The sequence below is a fragment of the Marinarcus sediminis (SeqCode) genome (assembly GCF_048571275.1).
Classification (GTDB): Bacteria; Campylobacterota; Campylobacteria; order Campylobacterales; family Arcobacteraceae; genus Marinarcus; species Marinarcus sediminis.
This window is the reverse complement of record NZ_CP182357.1, coordinates 828,178-853,310: the sequence shown is the minus strand read 5'-3', so window position 1 is coordinate 853,310 and position 25,133 is coordinate 828,178. Positions and strand designations below refer to the sequence as shown.

At 32.0% G+C, this 25,133-nt stretch carries 20 protein-coding genes and 1 CRISPR repeat array; of the genes, 13 read left to right on the top strand and 7 right to left on the bottom strand.

Going from position 1 to position 25,133, the window contains the following annotated elements; genetic code table 11:
• Positions 1–50 precede the first annotated feature (50 nt).
• The 4 genes from ACNI3C_RS04375 (at position 51) to ACNI3C_RS04360 (ending at position 3,478) form a co-directional block, all read left to right on the top strand.
• The gene (locus ACNI3C_RS04375) at positions 51–950 is read left to right on the top strand and encodes a ChaN family lipoprotein (RefSeq protein ID WP_419771033.1); all 900 of its coding nucleotides are present in this window, start codon (positions 51–53) and stop codon (positions 948–950) included.
• Positions 951–1,042: 92 nt separating this feature from the next.
• The gene (locus ACNI3C_RS04370; protein WP_419771032.1) at positions 1,043–1,879 is read left to right on the top strand and encodes an FAD-dependent thymidylate synthase; all 837 of its coding nucleotides are present in this window, start codon (positions 1,043–1,045) and stop codon (positions 1,877–1,879) included.
• A gap of 2 nt (positions 1,880–1,881) precedes the next feature.
• Positions 1,882–2,802 (top strand): glutaminase, encoded by a 921-nt coding sequence (locus ACNI3C_RS04365; protein WP_419771439.1) that lies wholly within the window; start codon positions 1,882–1,884, stop codon positions 2,800–2,802.
• 70 nt (positions 2,803–2,872) lie between these two features.
• The gene (locus ACNI3C_RS04360) at positions 2,873–3,478 is read left to right on the top strand and encodes a trimeric intracellular cation channel family protein (protein ID WP_419771031.1); all 606 of its coding nucleotides are present in this window, start codon (positions 2,873–2,875) and stop codon (positions 3,476–3,478) included.
• 1 nt (position 3,479) lies between these two features.
• Here the strand turns inward: ACNI3C_RS04360 and ACNI3C_RS04355 are convergent, their stop codons facing one another.
• The 3 genes from ACNI3C_RS04355 to ruvC form a co-directional block, all read right to left on the bottom strand.
• Entirely contained in the window at positions 3,480–4,490 is a 1,011-nt protein-coding gene (locus ACNI3C_RS04355) for a GGDEF domain-containing protein (RefSeq protein WP_419771030.1), read from the bottom strand.
• A 10-nt stretch (positions 4,491–4,500) separates the two neighbouring features.
• Positions 4,501–5,079 (bottom strand): phosphoribosylglycinamide formyltransferase, encoded by a 579-nt coding sequence (purN, locus tag ACNI3C_RS04350; protein WP_419771029.1) that lies wholly within the window; start codon positions 5,077–5,079, stop codon positions 4,501–4,503.
• Positions 5,080–5,147: 68 nt separating this feature from the next.
• Entirely contained in the window at positions 5,148–5,615 is a 468-nt protein-coding gene (gene ruvC / locus ACNI3C_RS04345) for a crossover junction endodeoxyribonuclease RuvC (RefSeq protein WP_419771438.1), read from the bottom strand.
• A 222-nt stretch (positions 5,616–5,837) separates the two neighbouring features.
• Between ruvC and dnaA the strand changes: the two genes are divergently transcribed.
• From dnaA to ACNI3C_RS04305, 8 genes are all read left to right on the top strand, one after another.
• Positions 5,838–7,157 carry a chromosomal replication initiator protein DnaA gene (dnaA, locus tag ACNI3C_RS04340; protein ID WP_419771028.1) on the top strand — a complete coding sequence of 440 codons (1,320 nt, stop codon included), beginning with the start codon at positions 5,838–5,840 and terminating at the stop codon, positions 7,155–7,157.
• A 156-nt stretch (positions 7,158–7,313) separates the two neighbouring features.
• Positions 7,314–8,384: a DNA polymerase III subunit beta gene (gene dnaN, locus ACNI3C_RS04335; protein ID WP_419771027.1), complete on the top strand. Its 1,071-nt coding sequence runs from the start codon at positions 7,314–7,316 to the stop codon at positions 8,382–8,384.
• Between the two features lie 12 nt (positions 8,385–8,396).
• A complete protein-coding gene (gene gyrB, locus ACNI3C_RS04330) occupies positions 8,397–10,712 on the top strand; it encodes a DNA topoisomerase (ATP-hydrolyzing) subunit B (RefSeq protein ID WP_419771026.1) in 2,316 nt (771 codons plus the stop codon).
• A gap of 251 nt (positions 10,713–10,963) precedes the next feature.
• Positions 10,964–14,470 (top strand): type II CRISPR RNA-guided endonuclease Cas9, encoded by a 3,507-nt coding sequence (gene cas9 / locus ACNI3C_RS04325; RefSeq protein WP_419771025.1) that lies wholly within the window; start codon positions 10,964–10,966, stop codon positions 14,468–14,470.
• A 105-nt stretch (positions 14,471–14,575) separates the two neighbouring features.
• Positions 14,576–15,448, top strand: a complete 873-nt coding sequence (gene cas1 / locus ACNI3C_RS04320; protein WP_419771024.1) for a type II CRISPR-associated endonuclease Cas1 — start codon at positions 14,576–14,578, stop codon at positions 15,446–15,448.
• 32 nt (positions 15,449–15,480) lie between these two features.
• Positions 15,481–15,795, top strand: a complete 315-nt coding sequence (cas2, locus tag ACNI3C_RS04315; protein WP_419771023.1) for a CRISPR-associated endonuclease Cas2 — start codon at positions 15,481–15,483, stop codon at positions 15,793–15,795.
• 48 nt (positions 15,796–15,843) lie between these two features.
• A CRISPR array of direct repeats spans positions 15,844–18,312; the repeat unit is 36 nt; unit sequence ATTATATCAAATGGGGATTTGAGAGTAGATTAAAAC.
• 95 nt (positions 18,313–18,407) lie between these two features.
• Entirely contained in the window at positions 18,408–18,803 is a 396-nt protein-coding gene (locus tag ACNI3C_RS04310; protein ID WP_419771022.1) for a DUF3010 family protein, read from the top strand.
• 35 nt (positions 18,804–18,838) lie between these two features.
• Positions 18,839–19,231, top strand: a complete 393-nt coding sequence (locus ACNI3C_RS04305; protein WP_419771021.1) for a VOC family protein — start codon at positions 18,839–18,841, stop codon at positions 19,229–19,231.
• A 36-nt stretch (positions 19,232–19,267) separates the two neighbouring features.
• Here ACNI3C_RS04305 and ACNI3C_RS04300 read toward each other — a convergent pair whose 3' ends face one another.
• The 4 genes from ACNI3C_RS04300 to ACNI3C_RS04285 form a co-directional block, all read right to left on the bottom strand.
• The gene (locus ACNI3C_RS04300; RefSeq protein WP_419771020.1) at positions 19,268–20,119 is read right to left on the bottom strand and encodes an NAD(P)-dependent oxidoreductase; all 852 of its coding nucleotides are present in this window, start codon (positions 20,117–20,119) and stop codon (positions 19,268–19,270) included.
• A gap of 91 nt (positions 20,120–20,210) precedes the next feature.
• Positions 20,211–22,328: a TRAP transporter permease gene (locus ACNI3C_RS04295; protein ID WP_419771019.1), complete on the bottom strand. Its 2,118-nt coding sequence runs from the start codon at positions 22,326–22,328 to the stop codon at positions 20,211–20,213.
• 98 nt (positions 22,329–22,426) lie between these two features.
• Positions 22,427–23,404, bottom strand: a complete 978-nt coding sequence (locus tag ACNI3C_RS04290; RefSeq protein ID WP_419771018.1) for a TAXI family TRAP transporter solute-binding subunit — start codon at positions 23,402–23,404, stop codon at positions 22,427–22,429.
• A gap of 150 nt (positions 23,405–23,554) precedes the next feature.
• Complete coding sequence (locus ACNI3C_RS04285) at positions 23,555–24,580, bottom strand: NAD(P)-binding domain-containing protein (RefSeq protein WP_419771017.1); 1,026 nt, start codon at positions 24,578–24,580, stop codon at positions 23,555–23,557.
• Between the two features lie 175 nt (positions 24,581–24,755).
• On the opposite strand from ACNI3C_RS04285, the gene queF reads away from it, so the two are divergent.
• On the top strand, positions 24,756–25,133 hold the full coding sequence (gene queF, locus ACNI3C_RS04280; RefSeq protein WP_419771016.1) for a preQ(1) synthase: 378 nt from the start codon (positions 24,756–24,758) through the stop codon (positions 25,131–25,133).

Sequence of the window (25,133 nt, the reverse complement as noted above, 5' to 3'; positions counted from 1 at the left end):
TCTTCTGCTATATATATGAAATCTCTTAAAAAATACAAAAAGGAAATACCATGTTAAAACTTTCAATAGCTTTTATAACTACGATTTTTTTATTTACAGGCTGTACAAATCAAAATTTATCTACACCGCTAACTCATAATTTAGAAAAAAAAGAGGCTATATATTCAATAAAACAAGCAAAAAATATTTCTATGCAAGCGCTTGTAAATCAAGTAGAACACTATCCCGTTATTTTTGTAGGTGATCATCACAATACCCAAAAAACTCATACGTTTTTTGCACAATTTTTAAATGAGTTAGAAAAAAAAGGATATAATTTATATCTAGCAAATGAGTGGTTTACACCAGCACAAGATGAGTTATTAAAAGAGTACACTGATAATAAGTTTGATACTGCTACATTCAAAAAAAAAGTAAAATGGGATAAATTTACAAAATATAAATGGGAACATGTAGCACCACTATATGAAGCTATTAAACAAAGTGGTGGAAGACTTTATGGTATGAATATTTCTAAAAAGAATAGAGAAAAAATCTCTTTAAAACAATTTGATAAAATGAATAATGAAGAAAAAGCTTTTTATGATAGTTTAGATTTAGGTGTAACTGCACATAAACAACTTATCTCTCCATATTTAGAGCATTGCAATAAAATGCCATCAACAAGTAAAGAATCTTGCGAAGAAAGAATGTATAGAGTACAAGTTACTTGGGATACATATATGGCTCAAAATGCAGCAAAAATAGCAAAGAAAGTAATAAAAACACCAAAAGATAAACTTCTGGTTTTTGCAGGTGCTTTACATATAGAGCAAAACTTAGGTATTCCACTAAGATTTTCAAGATTAAGCAATCTTCCATTTATTACTATTTCAAATGAAAAAATCGAAAAAGATAAAGAGTTGAAAATTGATACAAAAAAAGCAGACGTAATTTATATTTATGAATAATTTATTGGCTTAAGACTCATTAGTAGAATCTTTGATAAACACTTCAACAACTTTTTTGTATAATTCCCAATTAAGAAAGAGGTTACAAAAAAATGATTGAATTAATAAACAAAAAAGAGAACATATTTGGCGATGATATTGCTTTTGTTGAGCAATGGGATTTTAGCAAAGCAAATCTGAACGAAGAGAACAGAATATTAGCCATTACACAAGTTGCCTCTATTTGTTACCAATCACCCAAAGCATTAGGAAGTGAAAGCTTATACAACAGACTTATGGCTGAAAGTATGGGACTTCCGAGTTCCTCTTTTGAGTTTGTCCCTGTGTTATTGGATCCAAACAATGAACAACATCAAGAAGTATTGGCACTGCCTTACTCCAACTCTAAAAAGTTTGGGGAGCTTGTTGAAGAGGGAAAATATCTTTTAACCAACTATCGAGCTTTGGTGTACGATTTTGAAAACAACCCAAAAAGTTACAGCTTTGATATTCGAACCATTTATAACACCCTTGAAGAGTGTGAAATCATCAAACAACACTTCAAAGTCTTTTTATATAAAGTCGATTTCCCCACCCGTTCTCAAATGGTCAGACACCGAATCAATTGGCAAGAGTTAAGCCGAAGATATGTCAGTGGGAAAAGAGTGCCTTTTGAGTTTTATATCTCTGAAAAAATGAAAGAGGTCACCTCAAATGGCAAATCCACTCAAGCTGTTATTGATTTGTGTGTTGAGCACTATTATCAAGCGTTAGAAGATGGGGTAAAACCTCAAGAAGCACGACGAATCATCCCACAAGCGGGTTACTCTCAAATTTGGGGTGGATTTATGCCTACCCAACTTGAAAACTATTTTAAACTCCGACTTGATGCTCACGCCCAATGGGAAATACAAAAAACAGCGGAAGCCATGCGAGACCTTTTAGCTTAAAGATGGTCAATTACCCATTACTTCTTAAAGAGATAGAAAAAGAGATTCAACCTCTTTTTTCTAAAGGGAAAGTCGCCAACTACATTCCAGCACTTTCCAAAGTCGATCCCAAACAATTTTCCATGACGATTCAACTCTTTGATGGCACCTCTTATGGCGTAGGCAATCAAAACAAAGCGTTCTCGATTCAAAGTATCTCAAAGGTATTCACCTTTACCTTAGCGCTTAAACATTATGGAAAAGAGTTATACCAAAGAGTCAATCATGAACCTTCAGGAAACCCCTTTAACTCTTTGGTTCAACTTGAATATGAAAATGGCATCCCAAGAAATCCTTTTATCAATGCAGGGGCAATTGTTACAACCGATTCTTTAACCTCTATTCATAAAGACTCTACATTTGAGCACATTTTAAACTTTATCAAAAAAACGTCAAACGATGAATCCATTGTTTACGATAATGAAATTTTTCATTCAGAAATGGCCAACGGATACCGAAACATGGCATTAATTAATATGATAAAAAGCTTTAACAACATTCATAACCCCATTGATGATGTCATCAAAACCTATTTCAAACAGTGTTCCATTATGATGAACACCCAACAACTGGCACAATCGATGCTTTTTTTAGCCAACCACGGCATTAATCCTTTAACCAATGAAGTCATCATCACCGAATCCCAAGCCAAAAGAATTAACTCTTTAATGCTCACTTGCGGACACTATGATGCTTCAGGAGATTTTGCTTATAAAGTGGGATTACCAGGGAAAAGTGGCGTGGGTGGAGGCATTGTTGCTGTGGTTCCTCAAAAAATGGCAATTTGCGTCTACTCTCCGCAGCTGAATTCTCAAGGCAACTCCTTAATTGGAACCAAAGCGTTAGAGCTTTTCACCACCAAAACCGGTTTGTCCATTTTTTAACAAAATTGATATATAATAACAAAAAATATAAAGGCATTAATCCCATGGCTCTTTTAAAAGTTTACGCCCTATGAGTACCTTAGAAATAGCCGATTTTATTGGTATTATCTGTTTTACTCTCAGTGGATTTTTAATTGCTGTACACTACAACCTTGATATTTTAGGGGTATTTATCTCTTCTTTTTTAACTGCTCTTGGAGGAGGAATGATTCGAGATGTACTTGCAAACAAAACGCCCTATATTTTTACCGATACCACTCCCATTATTTTAGTTTGTGCCACGGTTTTAATCGCGCTGCTTTTTAAACTGCACAAAATTACCAATTTAGAAGGAAAAACCACCTTTATCATCTCCGATGCCATTGGTTTGGTCTCTTTTGCTATTACCGGATCACTCGTTGCCATAGAAGCCAATTTTAACTTCTTAGGTGTCTTGATGTTGGCTTTTTTAACTGCTGTGGGAGGAGGAACTATCCGAGATATTTTGATCAATAAAGTCCCTTCAATCCTTGTGAGTGAATTTTATGGAACCGTAGCAATTATTGTAGGTGTTGTGATTTATTTGTTGCATCTTGTTGGACACATCAATCTTTTTGTATTGACTCTTTTGTTTATTTGCAGTGTCAGTTTAAGATTATTGGCCTATTATAAAAAGTGGCAACTGCCCAAACTCTGATTTATATGATGTATAAAGGTTCATCAATCTTTTTACTCTCTTTTCTTTTCAGTGTTTTATTAAAAATGGCTGCACCTAAAAACTCTTGAGTAATGACTCTGTTTCTTCCGCTCTCTTTTGCCACATACAAACATTGATCGGCTCTTGAAATGGTGTGTTCAATATTGCCACTATCTAATGTGTTATCAAAACTGGCTACGCCAAAAGAGGCTGTAAAATTCAACTTTTCTTGTTCATTTATCGCTATTTCTAACCGAGCAACGTCGTTTTTTATTTTATTGGCAATGATTTCACCATTTTTCAAATTGCTGTTGTGTAAAAAAATAACAAACTCTTCTCCCCCAAACCGTGCCACTATATCGGATTGTCGGACATATTTTTCTAAAAGTTGTGCTAAAGCAATAATAACATCATCTCCTACAGCGTGCCCATGGGTATCATTGATAATTTTAAAATTATCAATATCTAAAATAATAATTGTGGCTTCGATTTTATCTCTTATACTTAAAGATAACATCTTTGTAGAGGCTTCATAAAAGTATCGTCTGTTATATGAGTTGGTCATAGGATCTCGGTAGGATAACTCTTTTAATTTTTTATTTAATGCAGCCAATTTTGCATTGGTTTCGCAAAAAGTAGTTTTATCATAAATATAGAGTGCCACCAATTTTTCTTCCACTTTATAAGGCGCTAACGTAACGTTTTGTTGCATGGCATCATACACAGTATCAATCACATTACTCAGCTTAATTTTAATTAAATATTGGTGTGGATCAGTAGAGTAAAAAGAGGCACTGTTGGTAATCAATGCCGTTTTTATTTTTCTTCGTAAAATTCTTTCATTAATATTGGGAAAAAGTTCACACAAATTTTTATTAATCACATCATCCCATCTCATGTGCGTATGAATTTCAAGCCATCTGTTCCAAGCTTTTACTGACAAATTTTCATCTAAAATTAAAATTCCATTATCAATGGTATTAAAAATAATATCCTGTTTTAAATTGTCCATTTAAACCCTTTTACTGATTAAACAGCTTATTCAGTGCTTCAATAATAGCAACCGCTTCCAACTCTTTTATTTTTTGTTCCAAACTCTCTGCGCTCTCATTTTCATCTAAAGTGATCGATTTTTGTAAAATAAATTCACCTTTATCATACTCTTCATTGACAAAATGCACGGTACAGCCACTCTGCTTCTCTTTGGCCTTTATAACTGCATCATGGACATTTCTGCCATACATTCCTACCCCTCCAAATTTGGGAAGAAGTGCGGGGTGAGAGTTGATGATTCTATTCTCATAGGTTTGAATCAAATTTTTTTCTAATTTTTTCATATAACCCGATAAAAAAAGATAATCACATGCATGTTCATTTAAAACCGAAGTTATTTTTTCATCCAAATCCTCATTGGGAAAAAGATTGGCATTGATGATAAAATGGGGAATCTCTTTAGATGCTGCTTTTTTTAACACTTCTGCATTGCTGTTATTTGAAATTACCACCACAATTTCGGCATGTAATTCTTTGTTTTCACACGCTTCTTGTATGGTGTCAAAACCACTGCCATTATGTGAAGATAAAATTCCTAATCTGATCATTTAACCACCCTATTTTAAAAGCAATTATTATAGCTTCATTAAACAAAATTAAAAATAATTTTTTTCTATTACTTAATTCTTTGAGAATGGGTTAAAGCAATGGCAATGGCATCAGTAATATCCAAAGGTTTAATCTCTTGTTTCAAACCCAAAAGTCGTTTGACCATAAAGGCAACTTGCTCTTTAGTGGCTTTCCCATTTCCTGTAACGGCTTTTTTAACTTGCAAAGGAGTGTACTCATTAAAGTTTCCAAACTCTTGTAGTACTTTAAGTGAAATTGCCCCACGAAATTGCGCCAATTTAATGACACTTTTTGGATTAAACGCATAAAACATATCTTCAATAGAGACTTCATTGATAACATGTTTTTTAAAAATCATATCCAACCCTTCCGTCATCTCTACAATCTGTTCTTGTAAAATTTTTGTTTTAATTTTAATCAAACCTGCTTCAATTAATTTTGTATCTCTTCCACTCTTTTCTAAAACAGCATATCCACAGTTTCTAGTACCTGGATCGATACCTAAAATTTTAATACTCAATCGTACTCTTCTCCTAATCTCATCACATTATTCACATAGAGTGAAACCATTTTATTCACAGCAGTAAACTCCCTTATATTCATACATTATACATAAAACTTACCTTAAATTAAAAAATTATTCACATAAAGAATACAAAAAATAAATTGCACGAAATAAATTTATAAAACTTTGGATATAATAATTGCTAATCTTAAAACAAAGAGTTAATTTTTAATGACACATAAAGATATTTTATCTATTTTAAAACGCGAAACCACATCAGTAGATTATGAACGATTTTTAAAACAACTTATATTTAAAAAAAATCTTTCTGATGACAATTTAGCCGTATTTGAAGTGCCCAATAAATATATTGCCAACTGGATTAAAACCAAATACATCAATATCATACAACACTGCTTTGAAATCGCCGATGGAAGCAAACCAAAAATCGACATTAAACTTGCAGGTGAACGAAAAAAAACCAAAAAAGAGATTCAAGACGAACAAGAAAAAGTAACCCATTCTGAAAGTACCATGCTGAATCCTTCCTATACCTTTGAATCATTTGTCTTAGGTGCCTCAAATCAAATGGCATACAATGCCTCAGTTGCAGTGGCAAAAAAACCAGGCATTCAATACAACCCTCTGTTTATTTATGGGGGAACGGGTTTAGGAAAAACGCACCTTTTACAATCCATTGGAAATAAAGCCATTGAAAATGGTAAAACCGTTATTTACGTTACGATTGAACAGTTCATGAATGATTTTACTTTCTCAATCAAAAGTAAAAATATGGAACATTTTAGAACCAAATACAGAAAATGCGATATTTTACTCATTGATGACATCCAATTTTTAAGTGGGAAAGAGCAAACCCAAGAGGAGTTTTTTCATACCTTTAATGAACTGCACAATGCCAAAAAACAAATTGTTATGACCTCAGACCGACTTCCCTCACAAATTGCAGGCTTAGTTGATCGTTTAAAATCTCGATTTGAATGGGGATTAACCGCAGACATACAAATTCCAGGATTGGAGACAAAAATTGCCATTATTGAGAAAAAATCAGAACTCAATGGCATTGTCTTAACCCGAGATGTTATAAACTATATTGCAACCAATCTTGACAGCTCTATTCGAGAAATTGAGGGGGTATTAATTCGAATTAATGCCAGTGCGAATTTGCTCAATCAAGAGATCAATTTAGAGTTAGCACAAAGTCTGCTCAAAGAGCAAATCAAAGAGCAAAAAGAGAACATTAAACTGCCAGATATTATTACTATTGTGGCATCTGAGTTAAATATTAAACCAAGTGATATTCGTTCGCGAAAAAGAACAGCCGTTGTTGCCAATGCCAGAAGAGTTGTAATTTATCTGGCGCGAGAATTGACACACAACTCCATGCCAGACATTGCAAAATTTTTAGGAATGAAAGATCACAGTTCAATTTCGCACAATATTAAAAAAGCCAATGAGTTAATTGAAAAAGATGAAAACTTTAAATTAATCATTGAAAATTTGAAAAATAAAATCATAAATAAGGAGTGGTAGAAAAAAGTTTAACACTTTTATGTGAATAGATGTGAATATCTTTGTTAAGTTGTTCATTGGCTCTAAAGCTGATTGAATCGACAAAAACTTGCTGTTTTCATCTATTCACATGAACTACTGCTGCTACTAAAAAATTAAATAAATAAAGGGGAAAAAATGAAGTTTGTCTTAACAAAAAGCATTATAGAAAATGTTATCTCTGCAATGCAACCGTTTTTAGAAAAAAAAGACGCCAGTTCAATAACTTCACACATATATTTAGAAGTATTAGATTCTAAGCTGACACTAAAAGCAACCGATTATGAAATTGGTTTAGAATCATACATACCTGACTTAATAAACAGTGTAAATGGAAAAGCAACGGCAAATGGACAAAATCTGTTAAATATTATTAAAAGATTAAAAGAGAGTGAAATCACTTTTGAAGCTATTGATAATTCATTGATTATAAAACAAAATAAATCAAATTTTAAACTGCCAATGTATGATGCCAATGAATATCCAAGTTTCCCTAAAAATGATAACTTAAATATTTTAAACATCAATAACATCAACTTAATCAATTCAATTAAAAAAATTACTCCTGCCATTGACAACAACAATCCAAAATTTGAATTAAATGGTGCTTTAGTTGATATCAAAGAAGATAAAATAAATTTTGTTGCAACCGATACCAGAAGATTGGCTGTAACACATTTACAAAATATCTCAAATAAAGTCAATCAATTTATTATTCCTAAAAAAGCCATCATTGAAATTCAAAAGCTTTTCTTAGATGAAATCAAAATTGCTTATGACGATACCAATTTAATCATTTCAACACAAAACATGCAATTTTTCACTAAACTGATCAATGGAAAATTTCCAGATTATGAAAGAATCATTCCAAACTCTTTAAAAAACAATTTGTCTTTACCTAAAGCAATATTGATTGAATCAATTAAATTGGTTACTTCATTGTTTTCAAATATTAAGATTACCTTTACACCAAATTCAATTATATTTGAATCGTTAGATGAAGAGAGTGAATCTAAAACACAAATTGATATTGATTTAAATATCACATCTGAGTTTTATCTTGCTGTCAATGCAAAATACTTGTTAGACTTTTTGAGTTTAACAAACAATGAAAATGTAACCATTGGCTTTAATGAATCAAATTTACCATTTTATTTAGAAGATGATAAATTTTTTACAATCGTTATGCCAATTGTGCTAGAAAAATAAAAGGAAAATCATATGAGTCAAGAGTACGGCGCTAGTAATATTAAAGTTTTAAAAGGTCTTGAAGCTGTAAGAAAAAGACCGGGAATGTATATTGGTGATACCAATACAAATGGACTGCATCATATGGTTTATGAAGTTGTAGATAACTCTATTGATGAAGCCATGGCAGGGTATTGTAAAAACATAAAAATTACTATGACCAAAGATCATTGGATAAAAGTTGAAGATGACGGAAGAGGAATTCCAACGGCAATTCACCAAGGTGAAGGTATTTCTGCTGCTACAGTTGTTTTAACCGTACTTCACGCAGGTGGAAAATTTGATAAAGATACCTATAAAGTTTCTGGTGGACTTCATGGGGTTGGGGTTTCTGTTGTAAATGCGCTTTCAGAAGAGTTAAAAATGACCATTTACAGAGAAGGCAGTATTTTTTATCAAGAGTTTTCAAAAGGTATTCCTAAAGCACCTTTAGAGACCATTGGAACAAGTAAAAAAACAGGTACAACCATTGAATTTTTAGCCGATTCTTCTATTTTTGAAGTCAATACCTATGATTTTGAAGTTTTGGCAAAACGATTTCGAGAAGTGGCTTACTTAAACTCATTTATCTCTATTACGCTTAAAGATGAAATCAGAAATACAGAAAATGTCTATCACTTTGAAGGTGGACTTAAACAGTTTGTTGAAGATTTAAACAAAGATACGGCTGTTTCTGATGCAGTAGCATTTAATGACAAAATTGATGATGTTGAAGTTGATATTGCTGTTATGTATAACACAACGTATGTAGAAAAAACACTCTCTTTTGTCAATAATATCAGAACCATTGATGGTGGAACGCATGAAGCTGGTTTTAAAGCGGGACTTACCAGAAGTATTGTTAAATATCTTAATGCCAATGCAGCAGCAAGAGAAAAAGATACAAAAATTACTGGAGATGATGTTCGAGAAGGGTTAATTGCTGTTATCTCTGTAAAAGTGCCTGAACCACAATTTGAGGGACAAACAAAAGGGAAATTGGGTTCATCTTATGTTAAACCTATTTGTCAAAAACTCACTTCGGATCAATTAGATAAATATTTTGAAGAGAATCCAACCCAAGCTAAAGCGATTATGGAAAAAGCTTTAATGGCAGCACGTGGAAGAGAAGCTGCTAAAAAAGCCAGAGATTTAACTCGTAAAAAAGATGCCATGAGTGTGGGAACATTGCCTGGTAAATTGGCTGAGTGTCAAAGTAAAGATCCAGCCATTCGAGAACTTTATCTGGTGGAAGGGGACTCAGCAGGAGGTTCTGCAAAACAGGGTCGAGATAGAGTCTATCAAGCAATTTTACCACTCAAAGGTAAGATTTTAAATGTTGAAAAATCGCGATTGGATAAAATTTTAAAATCGGATGAAATCAGAAACGTAATTACGGCACTTGGTTGCGGTATTGGTGAAGATTTTGATGATGAAAAAATCAGATACCATAAAGTCATTATCATGACCGATGCCGATGTTGATGGAAGTCATATTCAAACACTTCTTTTAACATTTTTCTTCAGATTCTTAAGACCAGTGATTGAAAAAGGGTATTTATACATTGCTCAGCCACCGCTTTATCGATACAAAAAAGGTAAAAATGAGACCTATTTAAAAGACAATACGGCGTTATCAAACTTTTTAATTGAAAATGGTTTGGAGTCATTTACGTTTGAAGGTTTAGGTTATAACGACCTCTTAGACTTGTTTAAAACCGTTTCAAGATACCGAGGAATGTTAGAGCAATTGGCAAAAAGATACTCACTGATTGAAGTGCTAAAACACTTAATTGAAAACCCAGATTTGGTTAAATTGGAATTCCCAACACTCTTTGAAACCATTAAACCATTTTTAGAAGAAAAAGGGTATAACATTTTATCAAAAAGTGTTACTGAACATAAAATTCAAGTTTTTGTTCAAACCAATGAAGGTCTTGAAGAGTTAATCATTGATGATGAACTTTTTGCCTCACCATATTTCAGTGAAGCAACCTATATTTTCTCAAGATTGATTGACCGAGACATCTCTATGTTTGAGGGTCGAGATTTAATTGAAATTTTAGAAGAGATTGAAAACTTAGCAAAAAAAGGTGCTTATATCCAACGGTACAAAGGTCTTGGAGAGATGAACCCAGAACAACTTTGGGAAACAACCATGATTCCAGAAGCCAGAAGATTACTCAGAGTTACCATTGACGATGCAGAAATAGCTTCAGATACGTTCACACTGTTTATGGGTGATGAAGTAGAGCCAAGAAGAAACTATATTGAAGAGCATGCGAAAGACGTAGAACACTTAGACGTTTAGGAATTGATTCTTTTAATCAATTTCTGCGTTGGAGGAGTAATTTTTACTCCTCACGTACTTTAGTACGCTCCTTCGCAAAAACCCACCTCCGCCTTGAACTTAATCAAAATAAGCAATTCCTACATACAAAATTTTCTTCTTTGCCTTGATTATAAATAAAATAGAAACTTTTATTAGAAATACAAATATAACAATAAAGTAATTAATAAAAATATAATATAATAAATTGTTCATCAATAAGAGGGTTTAAAATGAAAAAAGTTTTAGGTTTAGATTTAGGTACAAACAGTATAGGTTTTTCTTTAAATGAAATGGTTATTGAAAATGGGCAAACAATTTTTAATGAATTGGTTTCAAATAGTATTATTTTCAGTGAATATATAAAAGCAGAAGAGAGAAGAAAATTTAGAAGTGGAAGAAGAAGAAATGAAAGAAATAGTAGGCGAAAACAGATAGTTAGAAAATTACTTTGTGATTTTGATTTTTCGGATAATACAATTATAACCCAACCGATAAAGTATTTTAATAAGCTATCACAAAATCAAAACCCGTATACATTAAGACAACAAGCAGCAAATGGTCAAAGTCTTTCAAAAGATGAGTTTACATTTGCACTTTTTACAATTATTTCACGAAGAGGTTATTCAAATCAGTTTAAAACAGAAGAATCAAAAGATGATGGAGTTATTAACGGGGCAATTTCAAAAAATAAAGCACTCTATTTTGAAAATAAATTAGCTACTCCATCATTGGTTTTAGTTCAAAAGAAAGAAAAATTTGAACAAAATGGGTTTATAAATATAGCAGTTAGGAATAAGAAAGATGATTATAACAACTCTTTGGACAGAGAACTTTGGCAAGAAGAGTTAGAAAAATTGTTAGATAGTCAAAAAAACAATCTTGAACTTTTTGAAAACAGTGAAAAATATGAAACTTTTAAAAATAAACTTTTACATGGTGTAAATGAAAACTCTTTAGGGCAATTTGAACAAAGACCTTTAAAAAGTATGGAAGGTATGGTGGGGTATTGTAGTTTTTATAATCTTTATCATCAAAATCCACAAAAAAGAGTTTCAAAATCTCATATTTCAAGTATAGAATTTACTCTCAGACAAAGAATCGAAAACTCTATTTTAGCTAATCTAATTTTTAATAGTAAAACAGGAGAAATGTTCACACCTTCAAAAGAAGATATAGATAATACAATAGAACTTTGGCTGAAAAAGCCACCGACACAAACTATCAATACAAAAAATGTATTTGATAAAGCAGGACTTAAAAATATCAAAATAAAAACTGCTGAAAAACAAGATGACACTATCTTAGATATAAAACTGCATACTCAAATTTTAGAAATATTTAAAACTGCAAACACAGATATATTTGATAAACACAGAGACTTATATACAAAAATTTTAGAAAAAATCCATTATTTTGTAAATAAAGAACAAATAATAAAAGAGATAAAAAAAGTTGATATTGGAAACATTTTAAATGATGAAACTATCGAAAAACTATCAAAAGTTGATAAAGGGACTAAAGAGTCTTATTCTTCATTTTCTTTAAAATTTATTGATGAAATTTTACAAAAATTAAGAGAAGGAGAAACTTATCAAGATAGTTTAACCAAGCTTGGATATTTTAAAAAATATTTGGATATAACACCTTACGATTACCTTCCTCCATTAAATCCATCACAAGAGGATATAAAATGGCTTGAGAAAAATGTAAAAAATTTTAAAAGAGAACATTTGTTTTATCAGCCTTTAGTTTCTCCAAATGTAAAAAGAGTTATCTCAATTCTTAGAAAACTTGTAAATGATTTGATAAAAAAACATGGGAAAATTGACCAAATCATAATAGAAACAGCAAGGGAATTAAACTCAAAAACAGAAGAAAATAATATAAAAGAATCTCAAGCTATTAGTAGAAAAGAGATTAAAGAAGCTGAAAAACTACTTGCTTCAAATAATTATGAAGTTACAAATAAAAATATAGAACGGGCAAGATTATTTACAGAACAAAAAGCAAAATGTCTTTACAGTGGAAATCCTATGACTTTGGATGAGGCTTTAGATGAAACCGTAAGCGAAGTTGAACACTTTATCCCACGAAGTAAAATATGGATAAATTCATATAAAAATAAAATTTTGGTTTTTAAAAAACACAACCAAAACAAAGGTGATAAACACCCAATAACTTATCTAAAATCAAAAAATGCTTGGGAAGATTTTACTGATAGAGTAAAAGAAAATCTAACAAATAAAAGTAAAGTATTTTGGCTTACAGATGAAGAAAATATAAATAAAAATTGGGAAAAAGAAAATCTTGAAGATAGATTTTTAAATGATACTAGAAGTGCTACAAAAATCATAGCAAACTATTTAGAGCATTATCTCTATCCAAAGCAAAATGAACATGGCAAAGGAGAGACAAACTCAAATATCATAAGAGTGACTGGAAAAGCCATAAGTGAACTCAAACGGCTTTGGGGAATAAATAAAGTACAACCTAAAAATGAAGATGATAAAAAAGACAGAAGTACACATTATCATCATACTATAGATGCTATTGTGATTTCACTTTTAAATACTTCTGCCAAAAAAGCGTTAAATGACTATTTTAAACAAAATGAAAACGGCTTTAAAACAAAAGCTATTTTGGAAAATCTTAGTGCAAGATTTCCTAAAACAAAAGATGGTATCTCTTTAGTTGATTTTGTAAAAGAAAAAGTTTCTAAATATGAAAATGATGAGTTATACATTTGCCCTATGATGAAAAAAAGAGATAATATCGTAGGATTTAAAGATGGAAATATAAAGCTTTATTGGGACGAAGATAAAAAAGAGTTTTGTCAACTTGATAAAAAACCTATAGATAAAAATCTACTTTTTGATCAAAATGGAAAAGATGTAAGTGATAGTGAGGTAGAAAAAAGAGTAGAAGTACTTACAGACTCTTTAGATTTACCAAAACAAAATAATATCAAAAAGGCAATATTAAACTACAAAGAAAAATTACTTTTAAATAGAACAAAAATCAAAAGATTAGAGGAACAAATCAAAGATTTAAAAGGTAATTTACCCAATAAAAAAGATTACATGGATACCCCTGAAACTTCAGATATAAAAGAAAAAATAAAACTTTTGACCAATGAAAAACAAACTCAAATTGAAATACAAAATGAACCTTGTTTTTTCTTAACCAATAAAGGTCAAAAGCAAATTATAAGAAATATCAAAATTAAAACAAAAGATGCCTCAAGAGTAGATAGTATCATTATCACGGATAAGACAAAACAAAACAGAGTACAAAGACTTACAAAAGAGGTTTACGATGAATTAAAATCAACTCAAACTCCTTTTGTAGCTAAACTCAATGATACAACTTTAAATGTCGATTTATATAATACTGAGAAAGGTCAAGTAATTGGTTTAAACTATTTTTCATCTATTAACAATGATATTCTTCCAAAAATATATGAAACAAAACTTCCTTTAATAAAAGATTTTAAAGATAAAATTACCATTTCTAAAGGAGATTTAATTGAAATAGAAAACATAAAAGATAATACAAAAGAATATTATGTTTTTAATGGTGGAGGGAATATTTCTAGTGGAAAAAATCAAATAGAAATTAAATCGATAAATAAAAAAGATGAAAAAAGGTTATTTGTTACATTAAATAAAGATACTATTGCCAGAAAAATATTTATGAATTATCAAGGAGATATGTCCTATGAAGAGTTTAAGAAATAATATTATAGAATTATCTCATATCAAATGGGGATTTGATAGTCTGATTAAAACAAGTGGTGTTACTCCGAGCCACGCAAGGTTTATCCTTCAATTCGGAGTTTTTTAATGTCTCTTCAAAAACTATACATCAAAAATAAATCATATCTTAGCTACAAACATAATCTTATCTCAGTAAAAATTGATGATTATGAAACAACGGTTTGCTTTGATGATATCGATACCATAATCATAGAAAACCAACAAAGTACAATAACCTCTGCTCTTTTATCTCAACTTTCAAAAGCAGATATAAGTGTGATATTTTGCGATGAAAAATTTATGCCAAGTTCTATTTTACTTGGAATCAATAAAAATAGCCGTACAACAAAAATACAAAAATCTCAAATAATCGTATCCAAACCAAAACTAAATCAAATTTGGAAGGATATTGTCACTTCAAAAGTAACTCATCAAGCCAAAATAGTAAAAAAATTAAATAAAAGTAGTGAGTATTTAGATTCTTTAATATCTAGAATAAAATCAAACGATAAAGAAAATATAGAAGCCACAGCCGCTGCGTATTATTTTAAAGAACTCTTTGGAAAAGAATTTTCAAGAAATGACCCTGAAAATATAAATAATGCCGTTTTAAATTTTGGATATGCCATTTTTAGAAGTTCTATTTGTAGGTACCTAATAGCGTATGGTTTAAATCCCGCTTTTGGCATACATCACAGCAGTGAACTCAATGCTTTTAATTTAGCAGATGATTTAATAGAGCCTTTTCGCCCTATAGTTGATGATTATGTGGCAAGAAATATAAAAAAAGAGATGGAGTTAAACAGTAAAATTAAAATAGATTTAGTAAAACTTCTTGATAATATAGTTTTGTATGATAATAAAAAAGTAACCGTATCTAACTGTATGAAAGCTATGGTAGCAAATTATCAGTCAATTTGTTTATTAAAATGTGAAGAGTTAACTCTATTTGAATTATGACGAATACAGAAGAAATAAGCAGGTATAGAAAAATGGTTTTATTTGCAATGTTTGATATGCCCACAAATACAAAAAAAGATATAAAAAAATATACAAAATTTCGTAAAAAACTTTTGGAGATGGGATTTATTATGTTCCAGTATTCTATTTATATAAGATTTTGTAGAAGTTTGGTTATGGCACAAAAATATGAAAATAAAATAGAACTAGCAGCACCAGTGGGTGGTTCTATAAGAGTTGTAAAAATCACAGAAGCACAATATAAAAATATGTTAGTTATTGAAAATTATAGAGAAAAACCAGAAAAGAAATTACTCAAACAAACACAAACTGTGCTTGTTTTTTAGTAAAAAAAACTCCATAGAACCCTTAAATACAGGGTTTTAAGCTACTCTATTATATCAAATGGGGATTTGAGAGTAGATTAAAACCATAGACATTGTTTACATTTATAACTTTTATTATATCAAATGGGGATTTGAGAGTAGATTAAAACTGTTTATTCAGGATATAGAAAAAGAGATTTATTATATCAAATGGGGATTTGAGAGTAGATTAAAACACTCATCACTTTTTCTTTAACTGTATAGATATTATATCAAATGGGGATTTGAGAGTAGATTAAAACAACTGTGTCTTCTAGGTAAACCACCAATTAATTATATCAAATGGGGATTTGAGAGTAGATTAAAACCCAATAAATCTCTAACCCTAATTGTTTTGCTATTATATCAAATGGGGATTTGAGAGTAGATTAAAACTACACAAGTGTTTGTTTCTACGCAGCGATATTATATCAAATGGGGATTTGAGAGTAGATTAAAACACAGCTCCTAATGTATCACACCTTCCATAAATTATATCAAATGGGGATTTGAGAGTAGATTAAAACATAGGAAGAGTAGTAAATAAAAGAGTAGAAAATTATATCAAATGGGGATTTGAGAGTAGATTAAAACTATACACTTAAATAAATCAGCTACAAAATGATTATATCAAATGGGGATTTGAGAGTAGATTAAAACAATGGGAATGTCTATGTCTTTAAAGTAACATTATATCAAATGGGGATTTGAGAGTAGATTAAAACGCGTGTCTAGTTTGAATATACTTGATATTCATTATATCAAATGGGGATTTGAGAGTAGATTAAAACATATGGCAAAGCACATCTCTATGATGTCAATTATATCAAATGGGGATTTGAGAGTAGATTAAAACAGAACCATATGAACAAATTCAATACTCTAATTATATCAAATGGGGATTTGAGAGTAGATTAAAACAGAGAAGACCTTTATAAGAGAAGCGAAAAAATTATATCAAATGGGGATTTGAGAGTAGATTAAAACCAATATTCGATTGATACTGTTGGTTCTATTATTATATCAAATGGGGATTTGAGAGTAGATTAAAACTAGTTTTTATTATGTCCTAACAACATAATAATTATATCAAATGGGGATTTGAGAGTAGATTAAAACAACCAAATCCATGACCCAACTACGTCAATGATTATATCAAATGGGGATTTGAGAGTAGATTAAAACGGTGGTTGGCATAATGATACTATTGTAACTATTATATCAAATGGGGATTTGAGAGTAGATTAAAACAAACTTTTGCCATTTTACTTTACCTCTCTTGATTATATCAAATGGGGATTTGAGAGTAGATTAAAACGCATATTTCACTGCATTTTTCTTTGCTGGATTATATCAAATGGGGATTTGAGAGTAGATTAAAACACAGAAAAGCAATTGAAACAGATACAATTATTATATCAAATGGGGATTTGAGAGTAGATTAAAACCTCTTATATATGCTTGTGTCGCGTTAAAATATTATATCAAATGGGGATTTGAGAGTAGATTAAAACATAAATTGCATCTTTTAAATTATCCTGTTTATTATATCAAATGGGGATTTGAGAGTAGATTAAAACAAGCACAAGATACAACACAAATTGACAATAATTATATCAAATGGGGATTTGAGAGTAGATTAAAACCATCTTTTATTTTTATTTTATCTCCAATTGATTATATCAAATGGGGATTTGAGAGTAGATTAAAACCCAAAAACGACTCACTACATTATTATTCAATTATATCAAATGGGGATTTGAGAGTAGATTAAAACCCATCTAACCATATTGCATTATTGTGCATAATTATATCAAATGGGGATTTGAGAGTAGATTAAAACGCAGGTATCACAGCAACAGCAACAAAAGCAATTATATCAAATGGGGATTTGAGAGTAGATTAAAACGAAAAAGGGGAAGACAAAAGGTACTCTCAAATTATATCAAATGGGGATTTGAGAGTAGATTAAAACACGTCATGAGGGGCTACAAACAAAAGTTTATTATATCAAATGGGGATTTGAGAGTAGATTAAAACTCAAGCCATTTGGCATGATACTAAAGAGAATTATATCAAATGGGGATTTGAGAGTAGATTAAAACCTATTTTAACATCAAGCGCACTTGACACCGATTATATCAAATGGGGATTTGAGAGTAGATTAAAACATCATAACTTTATATTCAAAAGTACCAAACATTATATCAAATGGGGATTTGAGAGTAGATTAAAACGACAGATTGTCCTTTTTGTATTATTATTTATTATATCAAATGGGGATTTGAGAGTAGATTAAAACTCATCTGTAAATGTATAAACTGCTTGGATGATTATATCAAATGGGGATTTGAGAGTAGATTAAAACACAGCCAAAGAAATATTTCTTATCTTTTTTATTATATCAAATGGGGATTTGAGAGTAGATTAAAACAACCACGCAAACGATGACGGGCTTAAAAAATTATATCAAATGGGGATTTGAGAGCAGATTAAACCCCTCCGCAATCAAAAAACATAACAATCTGCAATAAAATCAAACCCCTTTTTAAATTTCTTCTATAATGCTTTTATCTTTTGATAAAAGGAACAGTATGAGAGTTTGTGGCATAGAGTTAAAAGCCAATAATGTGGTTTTGGTGGTTTTAGATGAGCGTGAGTTTATGGATTTAAAAATAAAAAAAATTACTCTTGAAAATGATGAACAACAAGATGACATTCGGCAATTTTGTAATGATTTTTTGATTTTTTTAGAGGAGAACCGTGTTGAAAGAGTGTATATTAAAAAGCGTGCAAAAAAAGGCACGTTTGCAGGCGGTGCGGTTACGTTTAAAATGGAGGGGCTCATACAACTCAATCCTGTATGCTCAGTGGAGTTGGTTTCTGCTCAAGCGGTGAGTGCATTTGAACGAAAAAATGAACTTCTTTTGCCTCTTAAGCTAAAAAAATATCAAGAACAAGCTTATCTTACCGCGTTGAGTTCATTGTAAAAATTGTTGTATAATAACAATAAAAAGAGTTTATAATGTTTAAAATTAAATCTATTGATCATATTGTTTTAACAGTGAAAGACATTCCTAAAACCGTTGAGTTTTATACCTCTGTTTTGGGCATGGAAAAGGAGGTCTTTAAAGGCAACCGTGTGGCACTTAAATTTGGGCATCAAAAAATCAATTTGCATCAATTGGGCAATGAGTTTGAACCCAAAGCATTCAATGTCAAAGCGGGTTCGGCGGATTTGTGTTTTATCACAGAAACAAGTATTGCGGAGTTTAAAACCCATATTGAACATTTGGGTGTAGAAGTCATTGAAGGGCCTGTGAAACGAACGGGAGCCATGGGTGAAATAAACTCTATTTACCTAAGAGATTCAGATGGCAATTTAATTGAAATTGCCAATTATATTTATGAAATATAAAACACAATCCACTTTTACAATGGATTGTGCGAGTAATTAAGCTTTAAAAAGCTTATAAATGGAGCTGAAGTCCTCTTTTCCATCACCTTGCATCTTCATCTTAGAAAAGAGCTCTTTGGGCACAGCGGCGCTGTAAAGAGGTCTTTTTAAACTGTATGCCAACTCTTGCACACAATGCAAATCTTTATTAATGGCATCATTGGAAAAGTGAGGTGAAAAATCTTCATCGATGAGTTTTTGTGTTTTGGCTTTTAGCACCAGTGATTGTCCCCCGCCCACACCTAAAATCTCAAGCAGTTTGCTTTTATCAATATTACACGCTTCACCCAACGCCGTACACTCTGCAATGGTGGTCATAAATGAACCCAAACATAAGTTATTAATCAACTTCATTTTAGAAGCACTTGAGGGTTGGGGAAGGTGAAAAATGGCTTTTCCTATCTTTTCTAACAGAGGTAAGCAGTGTTTAAAAACCGACTCTTTCCCCGATGCCACAATCGTCACTTCACCGTTGAGGGCAGGCATGACGCTACCAAAAATAGGAGATTCCAAATATGCCCCCTCTTTGTGTTCCACAATATCATGGAAAGCCAATACATCTTCATAATGGTTGGTGCTCAAATCGATGATGGTTTTGCCTTTTAATGAGGCACTTAAGAGTCCATTTTCCATAGAGAAAATATTTTTTACCGCCGTTGAATCAAACATACAGATAAAAACAGTATCACATTTTTCAATTAAATCTTTAGGAGAGTCAGCTATTTTTAATCCTAAGTTTTGCGCTTTTTGCACAGTTCGGTTATATACAATGAGCTCTTCATTGACTGAAGATAATCTTTTTGCAATGGCACTGCCTAAATTGCCCAGTCCAATAAATCCTATAGGCATAAAAATCCTTTTTTATTTATTATCTTTAAAATAGGGTAATTTGTCAATAAGAAAAAGTAAAAAAGAGAAAATTTCTCTTTTTTACTGAAAATCAGTTTATTGAAGCGAGTAACTCTTCTTTTTTGCTTTTGCTTTTTCCATAAAGAAATAACAGTGCAAATATTGCTAAGCCAATGAGATATGAGATATAGTGTGTTGGTAGGTGTAAATAGCTTGCCATGATTTTAGGTAAAAACATGAATGGTACAACCAACAAGAATGAAAATCGTTCGACAAGGCTGGTTCTTGTTACAAAGAAACCTTGGGTGAAACATGCAAATGCCATCATTCCTATAAATGCACCTACAAAAATAATCAATATCTCTACGGGGCTTGTAATCCACACCCACCCTTTAGGATCAGCTGGATTCATTGGATCCACCGCAGAAATCAGAAGTAACTCAGGGTTAAAGAAAAACATAAAAGGCAAAATCGCTGTTCTTATGTCATAAATAAATCCTTGAATCCCTGTTTTAATTGGATCGGCTTTTGCAATCCCCGCTGCGGCATACGCCGCCAGCCCAACAGGTGGTGTATCATCGGCTAAAATACCAAAATAGAAGACAAATAAATGCGCTGCAATGGCTGGAATTAAAAACCCGTTGTCATGTGCAAGAATTAAAATAACGGGTGCGGTTAATGATGCCATGACAATATAGTTTGCCGTTGTAGGAAGACCCATTCCTAATACCAACGATACCGCTGCGGCTAAAATCAAGATAACATAGATATTCCCACCCGAGAGGGACTCAATAATATCAAGCAATACTTGCCCAAGTCCTGTCAGTGTAATTGAACCTACAACAATACCTGCTAATGCAGTTGCAATTGCAATAGGAACCATGTTTTTAGCCCCTGCAATCATACCTGCTAAAATATCAATAAATCCACTAAAATAAACCTCTTTGGTTAAAGGTACTTTAGTAATATAGGCTCTGAATGGGTGTTGCACTACCATTAAAAGCATTAAAAGCATAATGGCATTAAATGCTGCACTTGCTGCACTCTCTTGCAAAATCATTAACGTATACATCAAAAAGAAAATGGGAACCAAATAGTGAATACCATTCATAAATGTTTGAAATTTTGGTGGAATTTCATCGGCATTCATCCCTTTAAGACCCAACTTCAATGCTTCTAAATGCACAATATAAAAAAGCGCAAAATAGGAAACAAACGCAGGAATAAACGCGGCATAAATAACATCGGTATACGATAAACCTAAAAACTCTGCAATAATAAACGCAGCAGCACCCATAACTGGAGGCATCAATTGACCATTGGTGGATGCGGCAACTTCTACAGCACCTGCTTGTTCAGGTCTAAAACCAGTTCGTTTCATTAATGGAATGGTAAATGTTCCTGTTGTAACCGTATTTGCAATTGAACTTCCTGAAATAATTCCCGTAAACCCAGAAGCAACGACGGCTGCTTTTGCTGGTCCACCTCGGAATCGTCCTAAAAGTGAGAACGCCAAATTAATAAAATATTCCCCTGCTCCCGCTTTATCTAAAAGTGAACCAAAGAGCACGAACAGAAATACAAATCCCGTAGAAACCCCAAGAGGTACCCCAAAAATCCCCTCTGTGGTTAAAAACATATGACCAGCAAGTTTATTTAAACTTGCCCCCTTGTGAATAAGAAGTTCAGGCATATAAGGGCCAAGCATATCATACGCTAAAAACAAAATAGCAATGATAGAGAGTGCCATTCCCAATACTCGACGCCCAGTCTCAATTAAAATAACAATACCTACAAGAGCAACAATAATGTCAATTTGTAAATAATCACCCGGTCTTGTTGAAAGACTCACATAATTAATGGCAATATAAGAAGCCGTGCCCACACCAATGAGTGCCAGTGTATAACCAAACCATCTTATTTTTTCCAAAAAGTAAGGTTTTTTAAACATAGGAAAAATTAAAAATGTTAAAAGGATGGCAAAAGAGAGGTGGGTTGATCGTGCGATAGTAGAGTTAATGGGTTCAACTACAATATAGAGTTGAAACAGTGACCAAAAAAATGCGATGGTTGAGATGAGCCAAAATTCATAATGCTGCTTCCCAAAGACCCTTTGTCCCTCTAGGTCGTTGGCAATATTTTCGGCTTCGTCAATTTGTTCTTGTTCGAGTTGACCAAGTGAATGTGTTTTTTCTTTTTTTATTTCCATGAAATACCTTTTTATAGTATTTGTTATATGTAAAACAAATGAGTTAAATTGAATTAGATATAACAAAGTGTTTAAAGACCCCAGAAAGGGTCTTTAAATTATTTAATCAGACCCGTTTCTTTATAGTATTTCAATGCACCTTCATGTAAAGGAGCACTTAAACCTTCCAATAAAGACTCTTTGGTAATGTTTGAGTATGCAGGGTGTAATTTTTTGAAATCTTCAAAATTGTCTAAAATGGCTTTTACGACTGTATAAACCGCTTTATCATTTACATCTGTACTTGTTACTAATACCGCTTTTACTCCAAAAGTAGGTACACCTTCATCATTTCCTTTGTACATACCACCTGGAACATCTGCTTGAGCAAAGTAAGGGTGTTCTTTTACAAATTTATCCACTTTTTTTCCATTGATAGGTACAATTTTTACATCAACTGAGTTTGATGCATCTTTGATGTTTGCTGTTGGATGCCCAACCATGTAGAAGTAACCATCAATTTTATTGTCTCTTAATGCATCTGGCATTTCAGCTGCTTTTAATCCACCTGCAAAGGCTAAATCAGATGTTTTAATGCCCAATGCTTTAAATAAAGCCAATGCAGTTGATTCATTTCCACTTCCTGGATTTCCAAGATTGATTCTTTTACCTTTAACATCCATAATGGTATTGATATTGGCATCTTTTCGTGCTACGAAAGTGAAAAGTTCAGGATAAATGGCCATAACTGATCGAAGTTTTTCAACTTTATCCCCTTGGAATTTACCTGTACCTTGATACGCTTGATAGACCACATCACTTTGAACGGTTCCAAAATCAAGCTCACCATTTTTAATGGTATTTATATTATAAACCGATCCCCCTGTTGACTCAACAGAACATCTGATATTGGTATCTTTTTTGTATTGGTTAACCAATCGACATATTGCTCCACCTGTTGGGTAGTATGTTCCTGTGACTCCTCCTGTACCAATGGTAATAAACTCAGCTGCAAATGCTGGAATACTTAATGCACTTACGAGGGCTATAGTTGCCAATTTTTTACCTGAGAACAGGATTCCATTATATTTCATCATATTGTCTCCTTAATTAATTTTGTCCATTTTAAGTATACTATTTTTTACTGAAAATCTTCAACTAATAGTGATATTATTGTAAAAAATTATAAGAAAATAAAGTGTGTAAAAAGTGGCAAAGACCATATTTTGGTCTTTGCTGAAGGTTTTTTATTTAAAGGTAGGGTGTTTTTTTATAAATTCGGCAACTTTGTCTGTGTAGGCATATATTTTTCCACTTCTTCGCATAAATGAGTTTACAATATGGTATCCGTGGTTAAGCGCTGCAGCAATTGAACCCCCTGTATTAAAAGCAATATCTCCTGCTACGTACATGCAGTGAATATTGGTTCTGTAGTGTTCATCGTAAATGGGTTTATTATCTTCATCCAAAGCAATGCCACATTTTTTTAAGAAATCAACAGGACTTGTTCCCCCAATAGCGTAAATGATTCTATCATAAATGGTGAAATAACCATCATTAAAATTGACTCTGATTTTACCGTGTTCATTTTCAACGGATTCAATATCTGTATTCATTCTTAGTCTTAATTTCTCTTGACCATTGTACGCTCTTAATATGTTTTCATTCTCTGGATTGAGTCGACTGAACTCATTTTTTCGGTAAACCAGTGTAATATTATTGCCTTCATCAGCCAATTCATAGGCATATTCAGCCGCAGAATTTCCTCCTCCAACGACCAATATTTTTTCCCCAGTGGAGCATTTATCTAAGTTAAAATTGACATACTCTTTAATTGAGGGTGGAATTTTATAGCTTGGCATATTGGGTTTTCCCATTTTTCCAATGGCAATAACCACTGCGGTAGCTTTAAAACTTTGTGTGGCTGTGGTGATTAAAAAAAGTTCTTCTTCGTTTCTTACAATGCTTTCCACTTCTGTATTAAACGCGGTATCAATTTTTTCTTCGTCTAAAAGTTGGTCAAAAAAATCAAGAGTACTCTCTTTGGTTCCATCCATAAAAGGAATATTCCCCTCGATTAAGACACTTTGACCTTTCCAATCTTTATCAACTCTTTTATTCTCTTTATAAAATTTTCGGATAGTACTTGAGTGATTGTCTGCTTTATCAATGAGTAAAATATGTTCAATCCCGTGAACGGCAGCTTCTATTGCTGTTGCAATTCCACCTGGACCTCCCCCAATAATTACAATATCATACTTATCTGTTTTCATATCTTCCCCTTAGGTGTGCATTTTCGGAACGAATTATACAATAAATTATTAAGTTTCCAAAACAGCACAGAATAGCTGTATGAAATATATTATATTTGTAAGTATTATTTAGATAAAATGGTACTTTCAAGCAATACGAAAATAAAATTAAGATTAACTAAAAGGTAAAAAATAGATGAAATATGGTGAAAAAGAGATTGTAGAATTTGATATTAATAAAGATGAAAACTTTTGGCCAAATAAACATGAAAAGAATTACACAATAGATATTGAACTTCCAGAGTTTATGGCAAAATGTCCACGAAGTGGGTACCCTGATTTTGCAACCATTAAAATCCAATATATTCCCAATAAAACAGTCATTGAATTAAAAGCACTCAAATTGTATATTAACTCATTTATGGTTCGAGAAGTTTCACATGAAAATTCAGCCAATGAAATTTTTGACACACTTTACAGCAAACTTGAACCCAAATGGATGAAAGTTATTGCCGATTTCAAACCTCGTGGAAATGTTCACACGGTCATTGAAATAGATTCAAGTAAAATGTAA

Bases quoted from the DNA above. Each gene is read 5' to 3' on its own strand.
- ACNI3C_RS04290 (WP_419771018.1), bottom strand. From the start codon at position 23,404: ATGATGAAATATAATGGAATCCTGTTCTCAGGTAAAAAATTGGCAACT.
- dnaA (WP_419771028.1), top strand. From the start codon at position 5,838: ATGACACATAAAGATATTTTATCTATTTTAAAACGCGAAACCACATCA.
- dnaN (WP_419771027.1), top strand. From the start codon at position 7,314: ATGAAGTTTGTCTTAACAAAAAGCATTATAGAAAATGTTATCTCTGCA.
- ACNI3C_RS04360 (WP_419771031.1), top strand. From the start codon at position 2,873: ATGAGTACCTTAGAAATAGCCGATTTTATTGGTATTATCTGTTTTACT.
- purN (WP_419771029.1), bottom strand. From the start codon at position 5,079: ATGATCAGATTAGGAATTTTATCTTCACATAATGGCAGTGGTTTTGAC.
- ACNI3C_RS04310 (WP_419771022.1), top strand. From the start codon at position 18,408: ATGAGAGTTTGTGGCATAGAGTTAAAAGCCAATAATGTGGTTTTGGTG.
- cas1 (WP_419771024.1), top strand. From the start codon at position 14,576: ATGTCTCTTCAAAAACTATACATCAAAAATAAATCATATCTTAGCTAC.
- ACNI3C_RS04295 (WP_419771019.1), bottom strand. From the start codon at position 22,328: ATGGAAATAAAAAAAGAAAAAACACATTCACTTGGTCAACTCGAACAA.
- queF (WP_419771016.1), top strand. From the start codon at position 24,756: ATGAAATATGGTGAAAAAGAGATTGTAGAATTTGATATTAATAAAGAT.
- ACNI3C_RS04370 (WP_419771032.1), top strand. From the start codon at position 1,043: ATGATTGAATTAATAAACAAAAAAGAGAACATATTTGGCGATGATATT.
- cas9 (WP_419771025.1), top strand. From the start codon at position 10,964: ATGAAAAAAGTTTTAGGTTTAGATTTAGGTACAAACAGTATAGGTTTT.
- ACNI3C_RS04375 (WP_419771033.1), top strand. From the start codon at position 51: ATGTTAAAACTTTCAATAGCTTTTATAACTACGATTTTTTTATTTACA.
- ACNI3C_RS04285 (WP_419771017.1), bottom strand. From the start codon at position 24,580: ATGAAAACAGATAAGTATGATATTGTAATTATTGGGGGAGGTCCAGGT.
- ACNI3C_RS04355 (WP_419771030.1), bottom strand. From the start codon at position 4,490: ATGGACAATTTAAAACAGGATATTATTTTTAATACCATTGATAATGGA.
- ACNI3C_RS04305 (WP_419771021.1), top strand. From the start codon at position 18,839: ATGTTTAAAATTAAATCTATTGATCATATTGTTTTAACAGTGAAAGAC.
- gyrB (WP_419771026.1), top strand. From the start codon at position 8,397: ATGAGTCAAGAGTACGGCGCTAGTAATATTAAAGTTTTAAAAGGTCTT.
- ACNI3C_RS04300 (WP_419771020.1), bottom strand. From the start codon at position 20,119: ATGCCTATAGGATTTATTGGACTGGGCAATTTAGGCAGTGCCATTGCA.
- cas2 (WP_419771023.1), top strand. From the start codon at position 15,481: ATGGTTTTATTTGCAATGTTTGATATGCCCACAAATACAAAAAAAGAT.
- ACNI3C_RS04365 (WP_419771439.1), top strand. From the start codon at position 1,882: ATGGTCAATTACCCATTACTTCTTAAAGAGATAGAAAAAGAGATTCAA.